General features: G+C 63.5%; 12 protein-coding genes. 8 read left to right on the top strand and 4 right to left on the bottom strand.

All coding sequences use genetic code 11. From position 1 onward, the window contains the following. Positions 1–11: 11 nt before the first annotated feature. The 4 genes from DCO48_RS03810 to DCO48_RS03795 are packed head-to-tail and all read left to right on the top strand — an operon-like array spanning position 12 to position 2528. A complete protein-coding gene (locus DCO48_RS03810) occupies positions 12–548 on the top strand; it encodes a DUF3833 domain-containing protein (protein ID WP_116549362.1) in 537 nt (178 codons plus the stop codon). Then, positions 545–850 (top strand): DUF6482 family protein, encoded by a 306-nt coding sequence (locus DCO48_RS03805; RefSeq protein WP_116549284.1) that lies wholly within the window; start codon positions 545–547, stop codon positions 848–850. The genes DCO48_RS03810 and DCO48_RS03805 overlap by 4 nt, the downstream gene beginning before the upstream one ends. An 8-nt stretch (positions 851–858) precedes the next feature. Further along, a complete protein-coding gene (locus DCO48_RS03800; RefSeq protein ID WP_116549283.1) occupies positions 859–2385 on the top strand; it encodes a cryptochrome/photolyase family protein in 1527 nt (508 codons plus the stop codon). Further along, entirely contained in the window at positions 2382–2528 is a 147-nt protein-coding gene (locus tag DCO48_RS03795; RefSeq protein WP_116549282.1) for a DUF2256 domain-containing protein, read from the top strand. The genes DCO48_RS03800 and DCO48_RS03795 overlap by 4 nt, the downstream gene beginning before the upstream one ends. 22 nt (positions 2529–2550) lie before the next feature. On the opposite strand, the gene DCO48_RS03790 is transcribed toward DCO48_RS03795, so the two are convergent. The 3 genes from DCO48_RS03790 to DCO48_RS03775 all read right to left on the bottom strand — a co-directional run bounded on the left by DCO48_RS03790 (position 2551) and on the right by DCO48_RS03775 (position 5908). Beyond that, complete coding sequence (locus DCO48_RS03790) at positions 2551–3810, bottom strand: cyclopropane-fatty-acyl-phospholipid synthase family protein (RefSeq protein ID WP_116549281.1); 1260 nt, start codon at positions 3808–3810, stop codon at positions 2551–2553. A 135-nt stretch (positions 3811–3945) separates the two neighbouring features. After that, the gene (locus tag DCO48_RS03780; protein ID WP_116549280.1) at positions 3946–5193 is read right to left on the bottom strand and encodes an NAD(P)/FAD-dependent oxidoreductase; all 1248 of its coding nucleotides are present in this window, start codon (positions 5191–5193) and stop codon (positions 3946–3948) included. A 268-nt stretch (positions 5194–5461) separates the two neighbouring features. Continuing rightward, positions 5462–5908, bottom strand: a complete 447-nt coding sequence (locus tag DCO48_RS03775; protein WP_116549279.1) for a PAS domain S-box protein — start codon at positions 5906–5908, stop codon at positions 5462–5464. Positions 5909–6060: 152 nt separating this feature from the next. Here DCO48_RS03775 and DCO48_RS03770 point away from each other — a divergent pair, with 152 nt between their 5' ends. The 4 genes from DCO48_RS03770 to DCO48_RS03755 all read left to right on the top strand — a co-directional run bounded on the left by DCO48_RS03770 (position 6061) and on the right by DCO48_RS03755 (position 14842). Continuing rightward, complete coding sequence (locus DCO48_RS03770; protein WP_116549278.1) at positions 6061–6948, top strand: MerR family transcriptional regulator; 888 nt, start codon at positions 6061–6063, stop codon at positions 6946–6948. A gap of 164 nt (positions 6949–7112) precedes the next feature. After that, entirely contained in the window at positions 7113–11003 is a 3891-nt protein-coding gene (locus DCO48_RS03765; RefSeq protein ID WP_165840724.1) for a hypothetical protein, read from the top strand. A gap of 18 nt (positions 11004–11021) precedes the next feature. After that, positions 11022–12713, top strand: a complete 1692-nt coding sequence (locus tag DCO48_RS03760) for a hypothetical protein (RefSeq protein WP_116549276.1) — start codon at positions 11022–11024, stop codon at positions 12711–12713. Next, positions 12710–14842 carry a pentapeptide repeat-containing protein gene (locus tag DCO48_RS03755; protein WP_116549275.1) on the top strand — a complete coding sequence of 711 codons (2133 nt, stop codon included), beginning with the start codon at positions 12710–12712 and terminating at the stop codon, positions 14840–14842. Before DCO48_RS03760 ends, DCO48_RS03755 begins: the two co-directional genes overlap by 4 nt. Here DCO48_RS03755 and DCO48_RS03750 read toward each other — a convergent pair. Beyond that, positions 14817–16775: a sensor histidine kinase gene (locus DCO48_RS03750; protein ID WP_116549274.1), complete on the bottom strand. Its 1959-nt coding sequence runs from the start codon at positions 16773–16775 to the stop codon at positions 14817–14819. The genes DCO48_RS03755 and DCO48_RS03750 overlap by 26 nt on opposite strands. Between the last annotated feature and the right edge of the window lie 28 nt (positions 16776–16803).

The following is a 16803-nucleotide window of genomic DNA, read 5'->3' as shown; positions in this document are numbered from 1 at the left end:
TAAACATGCACATGTATAAAGCGCTGTTGTTGGCAGCCTGCCTGCTTCTGGGCAGTTGTGGCAATGTCGGTGTCGAGCACTATGCCGGCGAGCAACCGAAGCTGGACCTGGCGACGTTCTTCTCGCGTCCCGTACAGGCCTGGGGGATGTTTCAGAAGCGTTCGGGCGAGGTAGTAAAGCGCTTCCAGGTGCGTATCGACAGCCGCCGTGAAGGTGACCGGCTGATCCTCGACGAGCATTTTCTGTATAGCGACGGGACGCGTCAGCAACGTACCTGGACACTGGTGCCGGATGGCCCTGGTCGCTGGCGCGGCACCGCAGGGGACGTGATCGGTGAGGCCCGTGGCGAAGTGGCGGGCAATGCCTTGCGTTGGCGATACCAGCTGGATCTGCCCGTCGATGGGCGGCACTGGCAGGTGGACCTGGATGACTGGATGTACCTGATAGATGACGACACCCTGATCAACCGCTCGAGCATGAGCAAACTGGGCGTGGAGATCGGGCAGATCACCCTGTTCTTCCGCCGCCTGCCGGAGGCCACACCATGAACCTTAACGCGCTCACTCAGCTGGTCACGGCCGGCGCAGTCGAAGAACTTGAAGTCCTGTCACTGGAGGGCGGCTTCTACGTCCTGCGTGCACTCACCGGCACCGGTCCGGTGACGCTGAGCGATACCCTCGGCCAACCGGTTCGTGTGCGTTCCATCACGGAACTGCGCCAACTGCTGATCGACCTGCCGGCGGTGCCGTGCATGCTGGTGCAGCAGGTGGTGCACGATGAGATGTGCGGTCAACGTGACGGCCCGGTCGCGCCGATGCGGGTGCCGGTGACGCTGACCAGCCAGTGGTAGCCCGAACGATGCGCCTGGGTCTGATACTGGGTGACCAATTGTCGTTCGAGCTGGCAAGCCTGGGCGCGCTGGACCCGGCTCGCGATGCGCTACTGATGGCAGAAGTGATGGGCGAGGCGCGCTATGTGCCGCATCATCCGCAGAAGATCGTACTCATTTTCAGCGCCATGCGGCATTTCGCCCAGGCCCTGCGTGAGCGGGGCTGGCAGGTGCATTACGTGGCGCTGAATGCGGACGGCAACAGCGGCAGCATTGCCGGCGAACTGCAGCGCTGGCAACAGGCGTTGGGCGCTGCGGAAATCCACCTCACCGAGTGTGGTGAGTGGCGCCTGGAGCAGGCTTTGCGCGACGCCGGGCTGCCGCTCGTGTGGCATCGCGACAATCGTTTCCTGTGCTCGCGCGAAGCGTTCGCGCGCTGGGCCCAAGGGCGAACGCAATTGCGCATGGAGCACTTCTACCGTGGCATGCGCAAACGTTGCGGGCTGCTGATGGAGCCCGACGGCCAGCCGGCCGGTGGTGCCTGGAATTTTGATGGTGACAATCGCAAGGCATTACCACGTGGGCTGCATGGGCCGTTCGCTGCACAGTTCGAGCAGGACGCTATCACCCAGGCTGTGGTGACCCTGGTGCGCCAACGCTTCAGCGACCATTACGGGGCACTGGACGGGTTCGACTACCCGGTGACCCATGGCGAAGCACAGCAGCTCTGGCAGCATTTTCTCGACTTCAGTCTGGCCGCCTTCGGCGACTATCAGGACGCCATGGCCGAAGACGAACCCTACCTGTTCCATGCGCGCATCAGCGCGGCACTCAATATCGGGCTTCTCGATGTACGGCGCCTGTGCGAGGACGTCGAAACGGCCTGGCGCGAGGGGCGCGTGCCGCTCAATGCGGCCGAAGGCTTCATCCGTCAACTGATCGGCTGGCGCGAGTATGTGCGCGGCATCTATTGGCTGCGCATGCCTGAGTACGCCGGGCTCAATCATCTGGGCAACGACCGGCCGCTGCCGGCGTTCTACTGGACCGGACGCACCCGCATGCGCTGCATGGAACAAGCCATCGGGCAGACCTTGCAGTTGGGCTACGCCCACCACATCCAGCGGCTGATGGTCACCGGCAACTTTGCCCTGCTGGCCGGCATCGTCCCGGCCGCGATTTGTGAGTGGTACCTGGCCATGTACATGGATGCCTTCGACTGGGTCGAACTGCCCAACACGCTTGGCATGGTGATGCACGCCGATGGCGGCTACCTGGGGTCGAAGCCATATTGCGCCAGTGGCCGTTACATCCAACGGATGTCCGATCACTGCAAGGCTTGCAGTTACAAGGTCGAGCAGGTCATAGAGGAAGATGGCTGCCCGTTCAATGCGCTGTACTGGCACTTTCTTATGCGCCATCGCCCCCAGTTATCGGCTAATCCGCGCCTGGCGCTGATCTATCGCAGCCTCGACGGCATGACTGCCAGCCGGCGTGATGCCGTGTGGCAGCGTGGTCAGTCACTGCTGGCACGGCTCGATGCCGCTGAGGCCCTGTGAAGAAGGGCCTCCTGCCGAGCAAGGTCTGCGTGGTGTGCGGCCGGCCCTTCAACTGGCGCAAACGCTGGGCTCGCTGCTGGGAGCAAGTACGCTACTGCTCGGAGCGCTGCCGCCGCTCCGCCCGGCGCAGCGGCGCGCCCTAGCAATGCCAGGGCCAGGTTTCAATCACGGCGCGGACAAAGGCGCGCGTCGCGCCTGGGGAGCCGCCCACAGCAGTTGCGCTACACCAATGGCGCGCTCCTCGAAACCACCCTGGCAATAACACAGGTAGAACGCCCACAAACGCTGGAACATCTCGTCGTAGCCGAGGGCCGTCAGCGTGGTGCGTGCCTGGCCCAGGTTGTCGTACCAATGGCGCAGGGTACGCGCGTAGTCCTGGCCGAAATCCTCCAGGTGCACGAGGTTCAGTTCGGTTTGCCGGCTGGCGGTGTCCAGCAGCACGCTCAGCGAGGGCAGGGCGCCCCCGGGGAAGATGTAGCGCTGGATGAAGTCCACCGCGCGGCGTGCCCGGGCATAGCGCTGGTCGCGGATGGTGATCGCCTGCAACAGCATCAGGCCGTCGGGTTTGAGGAGTGACGCACACTGGCGGAAATACACCGGCAGGTATCGATGGCCAACCGCCTCGATCATCTCGATCGAGACCAGCTTGTCGAACCTGCCTTTCAGGTCACGGTAGTCTTCACGCAGCACCGTCACCTGTGCCTCCAGCCCCAGAGCACGGACGCGCTGGAGGGTATGCGTGTACTGCGCCTCGGAGAGTGTCGTGGTGGTGACCCGACAGCCGTACTGGGTCGCAGCGTGGATCGCCAGGCTGCCCCAACCGCAACCAATCTCCAGCAGATGATCGCCGGCGTGCAGTTCGAGCTTCTCGCAGATGCGCTTCAGCTTGTGCAATTGGGCCTGTTCCAGCGTTTGCTCCGGGTGCTCGAACTGGGCGGCCGAATACATCATGGTCGGGTCCAGCAACTGCTCGAACAAGGCGTTACCCAGGTCGTAGTGGGCCAAAATGTTGCGTCGGGCGCCGCGCTTGCTGTTTCGGTTCAACCGGTGCAGCAGCCGTAGGGCAGGGCGTCCGAAGCGGGCCAGGCCGCCCTCCAAGGCATCGAGCACGTCGAGGTTGGCGACGAACAGGCGGGTCACCCGCGCCAGGTCGGGGCTTCGCCAATAGCCATGGATATATGCTTCGCCGGCACCGATCGAGCCATTGCCGGCGATCAGGCTCCAGGTTGCATCGTCGAGGATCTCCACTTCGGCTTGCAGCGGGCTGTCGGCATTGCCGAAACTCCACTGTTGCCCGTGGCTGAGCAGGCGCAGGTGACCGTGGCGCAGCTTGCCCAGCTGGGCGAGTACGGCGTTGCGTGCCAGCCCGCCGAGTAATGGCGCAAGACCGGCAGACTTGCTAACGCTCAGGGTGGGATTGGACATACTTAGGGTCCTCACAAGATTGGCCAAGCCCCAGGTGAGCCCGGCTGGCAGTGTGTTCATGGATGGGGGGACGCTTGCACAAGCGGCACAGCGCGTGCCGAGGCCGGGCCTGCGCGGGCAGGTGCCCGCCGCTGTTCACCAGTGTTCTCCAAAGTGCCTGGCCACCTGCAGCGCGCTGACCACCCCGTCTTCGTGGAAGCCATTGCCCCAGTAGGCGCCGCAAAAGTAGCTGTGCTGATGCCCCTGCAATTGCGCTTGGCGAGCCTGCGCAGCGGACGCCGCGAGGCTGTACTGCGGGTGGGCGTAGCTGAAACGGGCGATGATCTGTGACGGGTCGATGAGCGCGGTCTGGTTCAGGCTCACGCAGAAGGTCACCGGCGCCTCGATCCCTTGCAGGATGTTCATGTTGTAGGTCAGCGCGGCCGGGGCCTGTTCAGTGCCACCAAGGCGGTAGTTCCAGCTGGCCCAGGCTTTCCGGCGGCGGGGCAGCAGGCGGGTGTCGGTGTGCAGCACGACATCGTTGTCGGCGTAGCGGATAGCACCCAGCACGGCATGCTCCTGTACGCTCGGGGCTTCCAGCAGCGCCAGGGCCTGGTCGCTATGACACGCGAACACCACATTGTCGAAGCGTTCTGTGCCGGCGGCGCTGACGAGGGTGACACCGCCGCTGTCGCGGCCGACCCGGTGGACCTTGCAGCCAAGGCGGATCCGCTCCGCAAATGGTCGGCAAAGCGGGGCGACATAACTGCGCGAGCCGCCCTGGATCACACGCCACTGCGGGCGCTGGTTCACCGACAGCAAGCCGTGGTTGCGACAGAAACGCACGAAGAACTGCAGCGGGAAGCCGAGCATGTCCGCGCGCGACATCGACCAGATCGCCGACCCCATGGGCACGATGTAGTGCTCGATGAAGCGCTGGCCGTAGCCCTGGGCCTGGAGATAGGCGCCAAGGGTGGTGCTGGCATCGATACGCCGGTCGTCCAGGTCGGCGAGTACCTCCCGGTTGAAGCGCAGGATATCGCGCAGCATCCCCCAGAAACCTGGCGACAATACGTTGCGGCGCTGTGCGAACAGCGTGTTCAGGTTGTGGCCGTTGTACTCCAGTCCACTGAGCGGGTCATGTACGGAGAAACTCATCTCGGTCGGTCGGGAAGCGACGTTGAGCTGGTCGAGCAAGCGGATGAAGTTGGGGTAGGTCCAGTCGTTGAAGACGATGAAGCCGGTATCGATGGCGTAGTGTTTGCCGCACCACGTCACGTCGACAGTGTGGGTATGGCCGCCGATCCACTCGGCGGCCTCGAATACGGTCACCTCGTGCCGACGAGAGAGCAGGTGGGCGCAGGTCAGGCCAGCGATGCCACTGCCAATAATTGCTATACGCATGGCGATATAATCCGCTGGCCGCGTACCTTGCAGTGGGTAGGCGGTCCAGGCCTCACCGCGTCGGCACAGGTGAGGTTGTTGCTGTACAGCTTTTCAGGGGCAGCGAGGCGCTGCCCGTCGAGGCCGGCCAAACGCTCGGCAAATGGCTGTAGGTACGCTGACATGCGGGGCTCCAGGCAATCCTGTACAACAGGGAATTGTTGTATAGGTATACCTGAATCCTAAGGATAAAACTGTACAAGTCAACGAGCTTGTATAGATTTTTAGGTTACGCCTTGGCCTCGGCCAATTGCCGGCGCAATTCAGCGACTTCGGCTTCCAGCTCGCGAACCCGCTCTTCGGCTAACATCTGCGCGGTCACATCGCGCTGGATACCGATGTAGTAGGTCAGTTGGTCTGCCTCGTTGCGCACGGGGGTGATCGACAATTCGTTCCAGAACAGGCTGCCATCCTTGCGGTAGTTGCGTAGCACCTGGCAGCAGGGCTCGCCTTTGCTGATCGCCTCGCGGATGGTTGCGATACCGGCCTGCTCATGATCCTCGCCCTGAAGAAAGCGGCAGTCCTGGAAGAGGATGTCGTCGGCGCAGTAGCCGGTCAGGCGCTCGAAGGCGGGGTTGGTGTAGATAAGGATGCTGTCACTGCCCTCCTGCTCGGCGACAACGATGCCATCGTTGGACTGTTCGACCATCAGTTGCAGGAGTTTTGCGTTGATCATAGGTCCCACCTACAGAAATTTCGTATGCGATATGCGCAGCGTAGCCCTGTGCGAATAGCTTCGGCGCGGTTTGCTGCATGATGACCTAAGGCGGCTCGCCGCAGAAGGTGTGTATAGGTTTAGAATGTGTCACCGCCCGGAAGATCCTCGCCATGACAGATGTTACCCCACACGATTTGTTGCCGATGCGCGATGTGGTCAGCCTGACCGGCATCAATCCGGTGACCTTGCGCGCCTGGGAGCGGCGCCATGGGCTGATCCGCCCACAGCGTACCGAGGGTGGCCATCGCCTGTACAAGGCCGGAGATGTCCAGCGCATACGCGATATCCTGCACTGGACCGCCCATGGCGTACCCATCAGCAAAGTCGGCGAGATGCTCGCAGGCCAGCGTGAAGCGTCCGCGCCAAAGGCCACGGCCTTTCACGATTGGCGTGCCGCCGTGACGCGTGCAACGAGAGCATTCGATGCCCAGGCGCTGGAAGGTATTCATGGCCAGTTGTTCACACTCTTCCCCAAAGCCACCGTACTGCGCGACGTGTTGATGCCGGTCTGGCATGACCTGGCTTCAGGCACTGCGTTCGGTGAGCGCAGCCAATGGCTGTTCCTCGATACATTCCTGCGCGCCCGCCTGCTGCTGCGCCTGCAGATGAACCAGGCCGATGCGCCGCGCGTGCTGGTGGCCGGCACCGAGGGGCAAGCCGAACTGCAGTTGCTGTGCGCCGGGCTGCTATTGACCGGCGAGCAGCAACGCATCGAGGTGCTTGGCTACGGGCAGCCGCTGGAAGAGCTGCCCTTGCTGTGCGCAGCGATCCAGCCAGCGGCACTGGTGATCGCGTTGTCAGCGCCGGTACGCCCCGAGCTGGCCAAGCGGCTGCGTTCGTTGCAGATGGACATTGCCTGTCCGCTGGCCCTCACCGGTGAAGGGTTGGCCGCTTCGCAGGCTGCCTTGCGGGGCATTCCACTGCGCCTGCTGGATACTCAGGACGCTGACGTTGCGGCAATGCTCCACGCCTTGCTCAGCGGTGCCCTCGATCTTTGACCGTCGCTGGCGCCGTATCGCCTGCCACCGCCTGAGCCTCCTGCCAATGTGAAGTGGCCGGTCGGCGCTCAGATTTGCTCAGAAACCCAATGCTGACAAAAAGCCATCTCGCTGCCTATTTTGGCTGCCGCTTGGGGGATTGCCCCCCGACCAAGGAGATGGCAATGAAGCACCTGCATTTCGACCTGCGGCATGTCGAGCGTACGCAAGCGCTAGAGGTTCGTGTTGGCAGCGCGCGCTATCCGCTCAGTGCCCATAGCGACCAGAGTCTTGCATCCGCTGGGTCGACTCATGGCGCGCTGGCGCTGTTGTCGAGTGAGCATCAGCAGCGCTTCAGCCACTTCGCGGTGGTCGACAAGACGCACTTCAGCGACGCCGATTCGCGCTACTTGCAGGTGGTCATCCCCGAGCGTGAGGGCGTGCATTTGCCGCAGGTGGTGGCGATGTGCGTGCTCATTCCCGAGGATCATCTGCGGGTGTTCTGGCAAGAGCGCCTGGAGCGCTATCAGAATCCCCTGAAGCAGTTGCGAGCGTTCCATCGGCATACCATTGCGCGCAAGCCCAAGGTTCACTGTGCGCGCCTGGCCCACCTAGGGCTCCGCGCGCTGCCCGACGGGCAATCGGCGCGCCTGGATGCCCTGGTTCAGGCCCAGACCCTGGTCACGCCCCTGGATACCGCAGCCGCACTGGTGTCGCATCACCCTGGTCTGGCCAGTATTCAGTCCAGCACCCGCGTGATCGTACTTAACGACCATATCCTGCCCAGCCCGGAGGTCGATCCAGAGCAATACAACCGCATGCAATTGCTGGCGACGCAGATTGGTCGCCTTGGTCAGGACTGGTCGCCAATCGTGCCGTGCCAGGATGCCGATGGCAATGTGCTGGTGGCCGAGTACGATCTCCCCGGCCAGATCGACGCCGGGCAGCCTCTGTACACCTATGGCGTGCATGAGGACCTTGAAGGGCATCTGGGCGCCAGCGTGGCAGGGGCCAACCGTTCGGCGGCAAACGATGTGCGCCTGATGGACAAGACCTGGACGGCGAGCAGCGGCACGACCTGCGCCGTCAGCGAACGCGCGGCGGGTGAAGCCGTGGTGCACCTTGAAACGGCGGGTGGCGGTGAGACCCGCTACAAATGGACCGTCAACGAACGCACGGTGCACCACGGCATCCAGGTCGACGCGGGGTCGATCGATATCGACCGTGACAGCCTGTTGTCGATCGATGTCAGCAACACCTACCTGCGCACCCTGATCGCCGGCTACCAGTTGCTCGATGCTTGCGGTCAACCCCTCGGCGGCAAGGTGCGCCTGCATTCGGTATCGGCGACCAACTCGATCCTGGGCATTCCATACGATACGCAGCCGAGCACGCTGAACATTGCCATGGGCAATGCCTCCGCCGTGCGCCTGTATTTCGCCAGCCTCGGTGTCAGCGATTGGGACGATGACTTCAGTACCAGTGGCGCCTTGCTGACCGGTCTCTGGCAATACGGTGTGCCGACGGTGTTGATGGCATGCGGCAGCTACATTACCGGGCATCGGGAATTCAACCGGATCGTCAACGACCGGCAGCTCACCGCGGCCGCCCTCGCCATTGGCCTGCCGATGCTCGGCGGTGGCCTTGCCACCGCGTCCGCCGTGCGCAGTACACGCTGGGTGATGGATAAATGCGCCAATATGATCGTCGGCCTGATTCTGCGCAAAGGTATGGAGGCCCTCGGCAAGTGGTTGGCCGGGCGCTGCGCGACAGGCGTGCTCGGTTCGTGCCTGGGACCGGTGGGCTGGGTGTTCCGCACCGCCGCGACCCTGATGAGCATCGAGGAAATGGCGGTGACCACAGGGCAAGTACTGTCATCACCATCCTGCGTCAAGGTGATGGTCTCCCGGGCGATCGACGTGAGCCTGAGCCTGCACCCGGACCCAGCCCATGGCGAGGCCGGCAATCCGCAAACCGCAGTATGGCCAGCGGTGGCCAGCAACTATGTCGCCTATCTCGAATACCAGGGCGGTACCAATCACAAGCTGACCGGCCGCATGCCGCGGGTCACCAGTAACACCCCACTGGCGCTGCGTTTCGACGATGTGCCGGCGGGCGGCCAGTTCCGTGTGTTGTGTGGACTGTACAGCGACAACGGCTGGCTGGCCGGCTCGTGGCAGAGCGACTGGATGACTGCCGAGGCCAACCAGGGCACCACGCTGGAGCTGGGTGCGCGCACCATCGTCGAGCAGTTGGTACCACTGAGCCCGGACACCCAGTACGTGTTCAAGGAGCGCATCGCCGTCGAGCGCGGGCGCTATGTCTGGCAGGCGGGTGCGCCACCGCAAGCCACCCATGCTTCGCTGGCCTGCGGCAAAGACGGCACGCTCTGCGAGTTGGTGGATATCACCCTGAACAACAGCGCCTATCAGATTGGCTATGCCTGGCGTGCCTCGGGCCAGCAACTGCCGACGGATTCGGCCGCTGCGCCGACGTCCGATGCGCAGCAGTACGTGTTACAGAACCTGTCGGTGCTAGCCGACCCGCAATCACGCCTGATGGTTTCCGATGTCGGCCTGAGCAATCGGCCCGGTATCGCCTGGTCGCAGGCAAGCAACCAAGACAAGCGGATCGAGCAGGACAACTTCATTCTCGACCCGCGCGGCAGCGCCATGCACCTGCGCAAGGTGATATTGGGCGACGGTGCGCCGAGCTTCGGCCTGGGTGCGCGCGACCTGCAAAGTTGGGGACAGTTTCCGCTGAACAACATCGACGCGCTGGCCATCCACCCCGACGGTATCGTTCTGGCCGCGTCGTGGAAGGACAGCAAGCTGATGTTCCTGCCCTTACCGGCGCAAGGTTCGCCTGACAGCGAGGCACCGATGGCGATGATGGTGGCCGGGGAGGGTATCCGCCAGGGCCTGTTACGCGGTCCGAAAGCCATCTCGGTGATGCCGGACGGACGGATCCTGGTGCTGGAAAGCAAGAACCATCGGGTCCAGGCGTTTGACACCAAAGCCAATGCGGTACCGGGTTTCACCCCGTTCAAGCCATTGCTCTCGATCGACAACGAAGCCATTGCTGCGGCACTCAACGACGGCGTCGTGCCGGAGGCTTTCATCCAGGCGCTGCTCGACCAGGAGCAAGGTTATCTGTTTGCCCTTTCGACCAGTTTCGTGAAGCAGTTGGACGACGCCTCGTTCGCTGCCGAGAACGATCCGCTGCTCAAGGCCTTGAACCTGCATGGCCTGGTGCTCGCCTACGACCCGCAAGCGATGGGCGATACCTCGGCCAGCGCGCAGATCCATGTGGTCGAGGCGGGCCATGAATGGACCCTCGACGATCCACGCGGATCGAGCTGGCAAGTGCGCTTGCGCCATGGCGTGCTGGCGGTGTACCAGCGGCCGTGCCGTGCCCAGGTCGAGGTCATCGCCCCGGGCAGTGAATGGCACATCCTCGACGGTACTACCAGTCAGGCCTGGCGGATCCGGCCAGCCACGGCCCAGCCCCGGCAATCGCTGGTGTACTGGTCGCTGTCCTATTTCCCGTTGCAGAACGTTCGCGGCCAGGACGTGACCTACCTGGACATGGCGGTAGAGGCGCGCGGCTACATCTACGTGTTGTCGTACACCGGCGATGGCAGCCGGGCCAGTGACTACCTGCTGGACATCTATGCCCCGGACGGCAGTTTCCTGTCGCGCTCGCCGGACCCGTCGCTGACCCGCACGCCGCACAACGTGGTCGCCGGCAAGCTGGCCGTGGACCTGTGGCGCAATGTCTACGGGCTGATGTTCGAGACCCTGAAGTCGCCGTCCGGGAGCCCCCAGCCGGGCATCGGCCACTGGATGCCAACGCCGCCACTGTTCGACATGCCGGTCAGCCAGCAGCCGCGACTTAACGAACACAACATCGGCGAAGTGAAGCTCCAGTTCGACGAGCACGGGATCGACCTGACGCCCAATGCGTTTATCGACGTCATCGATCCAAACGGTGCCTGGAGCGTCAAGGACGTCGCAGCGACTTACCACATCTATCGCGTCGCCAACAGCATCCATGTCTACGCGGTCAAAGCCTGAATTCACGGAGGATTCATCATGCAGACACTCACCATCGCCATCGGCCAGGCCGGTATCGATTTCTTTTGCCGACAATTCCTGTCCCCTCGCTTGCAGGACCTGATCCGCTCGATGCCGGTTCCGGACCGACTGATCGATGTCGGCAGCTTCACCGGCTCCGGTTCGGGCATGGGCACCGACTACTCGAATGTCAAAGTGGCGCTGAGTTCGGGCTACCTGCAGGGGTTCAGCCCGGCGTATCGTTCGGTCACCCAGCTGGCCTCCGGCAACCCGACGGGCAGTGAATTCAAGCTCGAGTTCGTCGCTTCCGGATTCTCCGCGCAATACCAGTGGCACGAGACCGGAAAGTCCAAGGAGTGCACCCAGGACATCAGGGGGATGGTGGTTTGCAAGTCCCACGACATCGATCACAGGTTTAACTATGCGCCGGGCTTTTCCAGTTTGCAGATACACGTCACTGCTGCCTTCGAATTCAATACCGCGAGCAGTACCTATGAAGTGGTCGAGCACCGCTGTGTGGCGGATCCGGGAGAGGTCAGCGCGAATATTCCGTCGGGCAGCATCGTGCGCAACGAGATCCAGGGCTGCACGACGACCGAGGTCAGCGCCACCACCCGTGAAGCGGTATCCACGCTCGACTTCTCTGCCCTGATCAATCAGATCATGCCGGCGTCGCTGCGCAGCATTCCGTCCAGTGGCAACTTGGGGCACGACATTCTGTTCGAGTTCGGCCTCGGCGAATCCGGCCTGGGCTTTGACTCGACCGAGGGGCGCAACGGTTTGCGGATCGGTGTGACCGGCGGGGTCCGTTACAAGGGTGAGGCCTATCCGGCGCCTGCGCCCGAGCCGCTGGGCCTCCCACCGATTCCGGCGGCGAGCGATCCGAATTATCTGCAGACCTACGTGTCGAGCTACAGCATCAACGGGCTGCAATGGGCCTGTTTCAAGGCCGGATTGCTGCATACCAGCGCAACCACCGGCAACATCCCCAATCCAGATGCCTTGCGTTGCGCCACCTATGTCCCAGTTGTCGAGGCCCTGAGCGAGTACGAAGACAACGATCTGTATGCTGAAATTGTCTCGACTGAGGCGCCCACGACAGAATTCCAGAGCGTCTGGGAAATGACCGATGCGACGTTGGCGCGAGTCGCGAATATCCCTGGCATTACTGCCGAAATGCCCGCGGTGATGAAGTTGCGCGGCCACTCCTATATTGAGCAGAGGGATCTGGAAAACGCACTGGCAAAATGGAAAGTCAGCGCGCCACTGATCACCGATATTGTCAATTATGCCAGGCAAAGCGGCATGGTCATGCGCCAGAACCTGAAGTTCACGGTGTTCATCGATACCGGCGAACAGACACCGCCCAAGCTTGAGTTCACGGTCAGCCGTATCGATCTCCTGACCAACCTGCGCCTGGGCCTCGCCCCGACTTCGATAGCGCAGACACTGAAGTTCGACTACCAGAAGAACAGCGCGAAAACCACGTTCCTCAGCACCACCATCCCGGGCGTTGCCGAGGACCTTGGCACGCCGTTCGGCAACATGCTCTGGACGGTGGTGGAGAGTAAATACGATGACTGTCTGCAAAGGATGGGGGCGGAAGGCGTACCGCTGCCGATGATGGAGATGTTCCACTTCGTTTTCGAGCAGGCGGAACTCAGCGTTCAGCAGGGCTTCGTCTCGATCAAGGCCAAGGTGCATCTGTGAAGACGCAAGCGCTGGGCGAGTTCATGGGGAAGCTTACCTTCCATGCAGGGGCAACCTGCCTGGCAACCCTTGAGCTTCAGGATGGCGACCAGGGCTATCGCTGGTTCCCGGCGATGATCGCGCGCGACGCCATCGAGCAGCCTGGGCTTGCCAGCGCCTACCGCTTGCCCGACGGCAGTTTTCGCCTGCGCCTCGACGAGCGCTGGATTGGGTTTTCCAGCACGGCGGGCTGCCTGACCCTGAACAGTGACGTAGCGGACGCCGCGACGCTGCGCCTGGCGAGTGAACCCTTGGGGCAGTGCTGGGAAGTGCAGGTCGGGGATACCTGGAAAAGCGTGGTGTTCTACCCGCAAACGGCCCAGGCGATTCTCACGACTAACGGTGGCAAGACCGCCGTATCGCGCTTCGAGCCGGTTATCGTCACGCCCTCGTTGGCAGCGCTGGTGGCCAGCGGCCAGGGCCGTGGCGTAGACCTGACCGACGTCGTGCTCGATGGCGCGATCGCCATGGGGGTGGACTTCACCGGTGCGCGCTTTGCCGGCGCCAGCCTGCAGGGCGCAGACTTTTCCAACTGCCTGCTGGGCGAGGCCGATCTGCGCGGTGCCCGGCTGAACGGGGTGTTTTTCGACGGCGCGCTGCTGGATCGTGCCAACTTGTCCGGTGCAACCCTTGGCGCCCCGGGCTGGGGGGCGCCGCGCAGTGCCCGGGAGATCGACCTGAGTCAGTGCCAGGCCAGGGGCGCTATCCTCGGCAGTCCGTCGCGCAACCTCGACTGCAGCCACGCCAACCTCGGCGCTGGCGATTTCAGCGAAGCCGACCTGAGCGGCCTGCAACTCAGCGGGGCCCGGCTGACCGATGCCCGTCTGGAGAGCTGCCGACTGGACGGCGCGGTGCTGGACGGCGCTGACCTGAGGAATGTCTTCGCCCTGCGGGCGAGCCTGCGCAAGTGCTCGCTGAAAAATATCCTGGGGAGTAATGCCAACTTCACTGCGGCGGACTTTTCTGCTGCCGACCTGAGCCAGGCGCGCCTGGATGCCAAGGTTCATCAGGTCGGTTCGGTGGCAGGCCTTGCCGACCGCGATGAGCTCGCCGATCTGCCGTGGCGTCCGGCGGTCCTGCACCGGGCCATCTGCATCGATACCCGGGCGTCTGGCGCCCATCTGGCCGGCGCCGACCTGCGTGGTGTGCAGTGGTGTGGCGCCAAGGCCAGCCTCGATCACGCCGATCTGGAGGGCGCAGTGCTCGCCGGTAGTCTGTTGGTGTCGCTGGACCTGTCCCAGGCTTTTCTGAGCGGTGCCGACCTGAGTAATAGCGTGCTGGTGAATGCACGGATTGCCGGTTGTACGGTACTGGCGGACTGTGCGGCGCGACGTCTGTCCCTGGAGGGCGCGCAGATCCAGGGCGTCGATTTCAGCGATAGCGTCCTCGACGGAGCCCTGCTGCTCGGTGCCGGTGTTGCGCTGGAGCAGGGGGTGCCCTTGTTCAGCTTGCCGGTATCGGTATGGGATGAGCTCGGTTCCGAAGATCTTGCCGGGCTCGCCCCCGTGTTCGCCCAGGCCGGTTATCCACTGGGCTCCGCACCCACCCTGGACCTGGACCGGCAGTGGCAAATAGACAATCGCAGCGACCTTGATCCGAGTCATCCCCGGGCGTATTCGCTGCGCTGGGTTCGCGGGCAGTTGGAGGTGTTCGATGCGGCTGGGGCGCTGGGGCACCTGTTCAGCCTGCCCGAGTGGGCGTCCTTCAGCCTGGACGAAAAGCACCCCGATGGCTTGCTGCTATCCGCGTTCGAGATGGCCGGCTACGGGCTCGGTGCCGCCGCGAGCATCACGCAGACCGAGGACCCGCGACTGCAGCCGGCGGCGGATGCGGGTATTGTCGGTGCGTTCGGCTACGCCTCGTTTCGCCTTGCCCGGCGCGGGCAGGGCGTGCAGGTATTCGGTATGCCGCCGTTGCTGATGCGCGATTGGCCAACCTATCCGGTTGGCGTGGCGTTCAAGGCGACCGCCAACCTGGCCGCAGCTATGTCGTCGGATAGCCTTGGCCCGGCGGGTTATCCTCGGCGCGGGCTGAGCGCTGACGGGTCGGATGTCGAAGGCTTCTTTACGGCGATGAAGCGTTTGACCTGAGGTTGCTGTCGGCCGGTTGCGGCAGCTCCAGACAGAAACAGATCGGGCGCTGCTGCCCCCGGCTTTCCAGCACCAGGCTGCCACCATGCAGTTCGGCGATGCGCTTGACCAGGTAAAGGCCCAGCCCGGTACCCGACGTGTGCTGGGCCTGGGTGCCACGAACGTACTTATGGAAGAGCAGCGGGGCCTGCTCTGCGGGAATCTCCGCGCCTTCGTTGGTGACCCGGATCCGTAGGCCGCCAGTACCGTCCTCCACCCTGAGCAGCACAATGCTGCTGGCCGGGGCATGGCGGTCGGCGTTGGCCAGCAGGTTGCGCAGGGCCACGCGCAGCAGTCCGAAATCGCACTCAAGCTGTGTGCGAACACTGCGCCGGTCGAGCTCGATACGGCCGGGTGGAAAGTCATCGAGGCAGCCCTCGAACAATGCATCCAGGTCATGGACGGCACAGCGTGGCTCGCTCGCCCGTGCCGCAACGCGGTCATGCTCAAGGTAGTCATCCACCAGGCACAGCAGGCGCCTGGAGGCCTGGTGGATGTTGTGGCAGCGCTGCTCGTTGCGTTGGGGCGCCTGCATCAGGTTGCGCCTTATCTGTTGGGCCGAGGTAGCGATGATTGCCAGCGGCGTGCGGAATTCGTGAGACACCATGGCCACGAAATCGCGCTGCTCCTCGCGCATCCGCTGCTCCTGATGCAGTGCCTGGCGCAACTCGCGGGTGCGGGCATCGATTTCCTCCTCCAACCTGGCGTTCTGGCTGCGGATCAGGGCATTGACGGCGTCCTCGGCGCGGCGGGTCTGGGCTTTTAGGCAGCGGTAGTGCCGGATGATCCGCTGACTCATCAGCAGCATATGCAGGAGCGCGCCGAGGGCCACGGCGTTGTCGGTGAAAAAGCTCGCCGGCAGCAGACCGAGGTTGCGCAGGAAGCTGATGCCAATCCCCAGGTAATAGAGTCCGAACAGCAGCAGGAAGTAGCGCGCGGGACGATGGCCCTGATACATCAGCCAGAGCGCCAGGCCAATGAAGCATCCAATGCTTGCCAGCACGGTGACCTGATGCAGCGGGGCGCCGACCTGGTAATGCCCGGCAAGCACCGTCAGTGCGGCGGTCGTGCCGATGATCAGGCTGGCGGCGATCAGCCACCGTTGCAGTCGCGGATAAGCCGATGCCTGCAATTGGCGCAGGGTGAAAATCACCCCTACCGGCAGGCTCAGGCCGAGGGCGCAACCGAGCAGGGTGTCGCTGAACGTCATCGGCAGGGCGAGCATCTGCTGGGGCAGGCCCAGGGTCAGCAGCTCGATCAGTACGGCAAAGCTGACGTAGGCCAGGTACCAGCCGCTCTCCGGGGCCTGGGTCATGCGCCAGAAGGCAGAATGGAACAGGATCAGCACGAGGCAGATGCCAAAGTACAGGCCATATCCAAGGTATTCCATGGACAGGTCCCAAGCGAACCGCTCGGCGGAGATAAGGCGCAGGCTGACCGACATCGCGTTCTTGCTTTCCAGGCGTAGCAACAGCACCCGCGGTTGTCCGGAATCCAGGTCCAGGGCGAACGCCGGTGAGCGATAGTTGATGGCCCAGTGCTGACGGCCCACGGCTTCACCGCTAAGGATCGGGTGGGAGATGTCGCGGGCATCGAATAGGGTGGCCCCGTCAAGCAGGGCATTGCTCAGCATCAGCATCCACTGGCGTGGCGCCCCGGTGCCGGTTTGCACCTGCAGGCGCAACCAGATCGCACCGGGTACGAAGCCGGCGCTCAGGGAACCGGGCAGTGGCCGCCAGTCGCGCGACGCCAGCGCGGCGTTGGCATCCAGGCGCGCCTCGTGGTCATCCAGGCGTTCGACCACAAGGCTGGCGTCTGTGGGCAGCAGCGTCGCCGCCGGGGCATGCAAGGTGAAAAGGAGCAGGCAGAACAGCCAGGGCAGTGATCGACACATGGGGTAGCCATCAGCAGGGAAGGGCGCG

It is taken from the genome of Pseudomonas sp. SDI (genome assembly GCF_003105155.1).
GTDB lineage: Bacteria > Pseudomonadota > Gammaproteobacteria > Pseudomonadales > Pseudomonadaceae > Aquipseudomonas.
This window is presented reverse-complemented; position numbering and strand designations above follow the sequence as displayed.

Bases quoted from the DNA above. Each gene is read 5' to 3' on its own strand.
- DCO48_RS03760 (WP_116549276.1), top strand. From the start codon at position 11,022: ATGCAGACACTCACCATCGCCATCGGCCAGGCCGGTATCGATTTCTTT.
- DCO48_RS03780 (WP_116549280.1), bottom strand. From the start codon at position 5,193: ATGCGTATAGCAATTATTGGCAGTGGCATCGCTGGCCTGACCTGCGCC.
- DCO48_RS03775 (WP_116549279.1), bottom strand. From the start codon at position 5,908: ATGATCAACGCAAAACTCCTGCAACTGATGGTCGAACAGTCCAACGAT.
- DCO48_RS03800 (WP_116549283.1), top strand. From the start codon at position 859: ATGCGCCTGGGTCTGATACTGGGTGACCAATTGTCGTTCGAGCTGGCA.
- DCO48_RS03790 (WP_116549281.1), bottom strand. From the start codon at position 3,810: ATGTCCAATCCCACCCTGAGCGTTAGCAAGTCTGCCGGTCTTGCGCCA.
- DCO48_RS03750 (WP_116549274.1), bottom strand. From the start codon at position 16,775: ATGTGTCGATCACTGCCCTGGCTGTTCTGCCTGCTCCTTTTCACCTTG.
- DCO48_RS03770 (WP_116549278.1), top strand. From the start codon at position 6,061: ATGACAGATGTTACCCCACACGATTTGTTGCCGATGCGCGATGTGGTC.
- DCO48_RS03805 (WP_116549284.1), top strand. From the start codon at position 545: ATGAACCTTAACGCGCTCACTCAGCTGGTCACGGCCGGCGCAGTCGAA.
- DCO48_RS03810 (WP_116549362.1), top strand. From the start codon at position 12: ATGTATAAAGCGCTGTTGTTGGCAGCCTGCCTGCTTCTGGGCAGTTGT.
- DCO48_RS03765 (WP_165840724.1), top strand. From the start codon at position 7,113: ATGAAGCACCTGCATTTCGACCTGCGGCATGTCGAGCGTACGCAAGCG.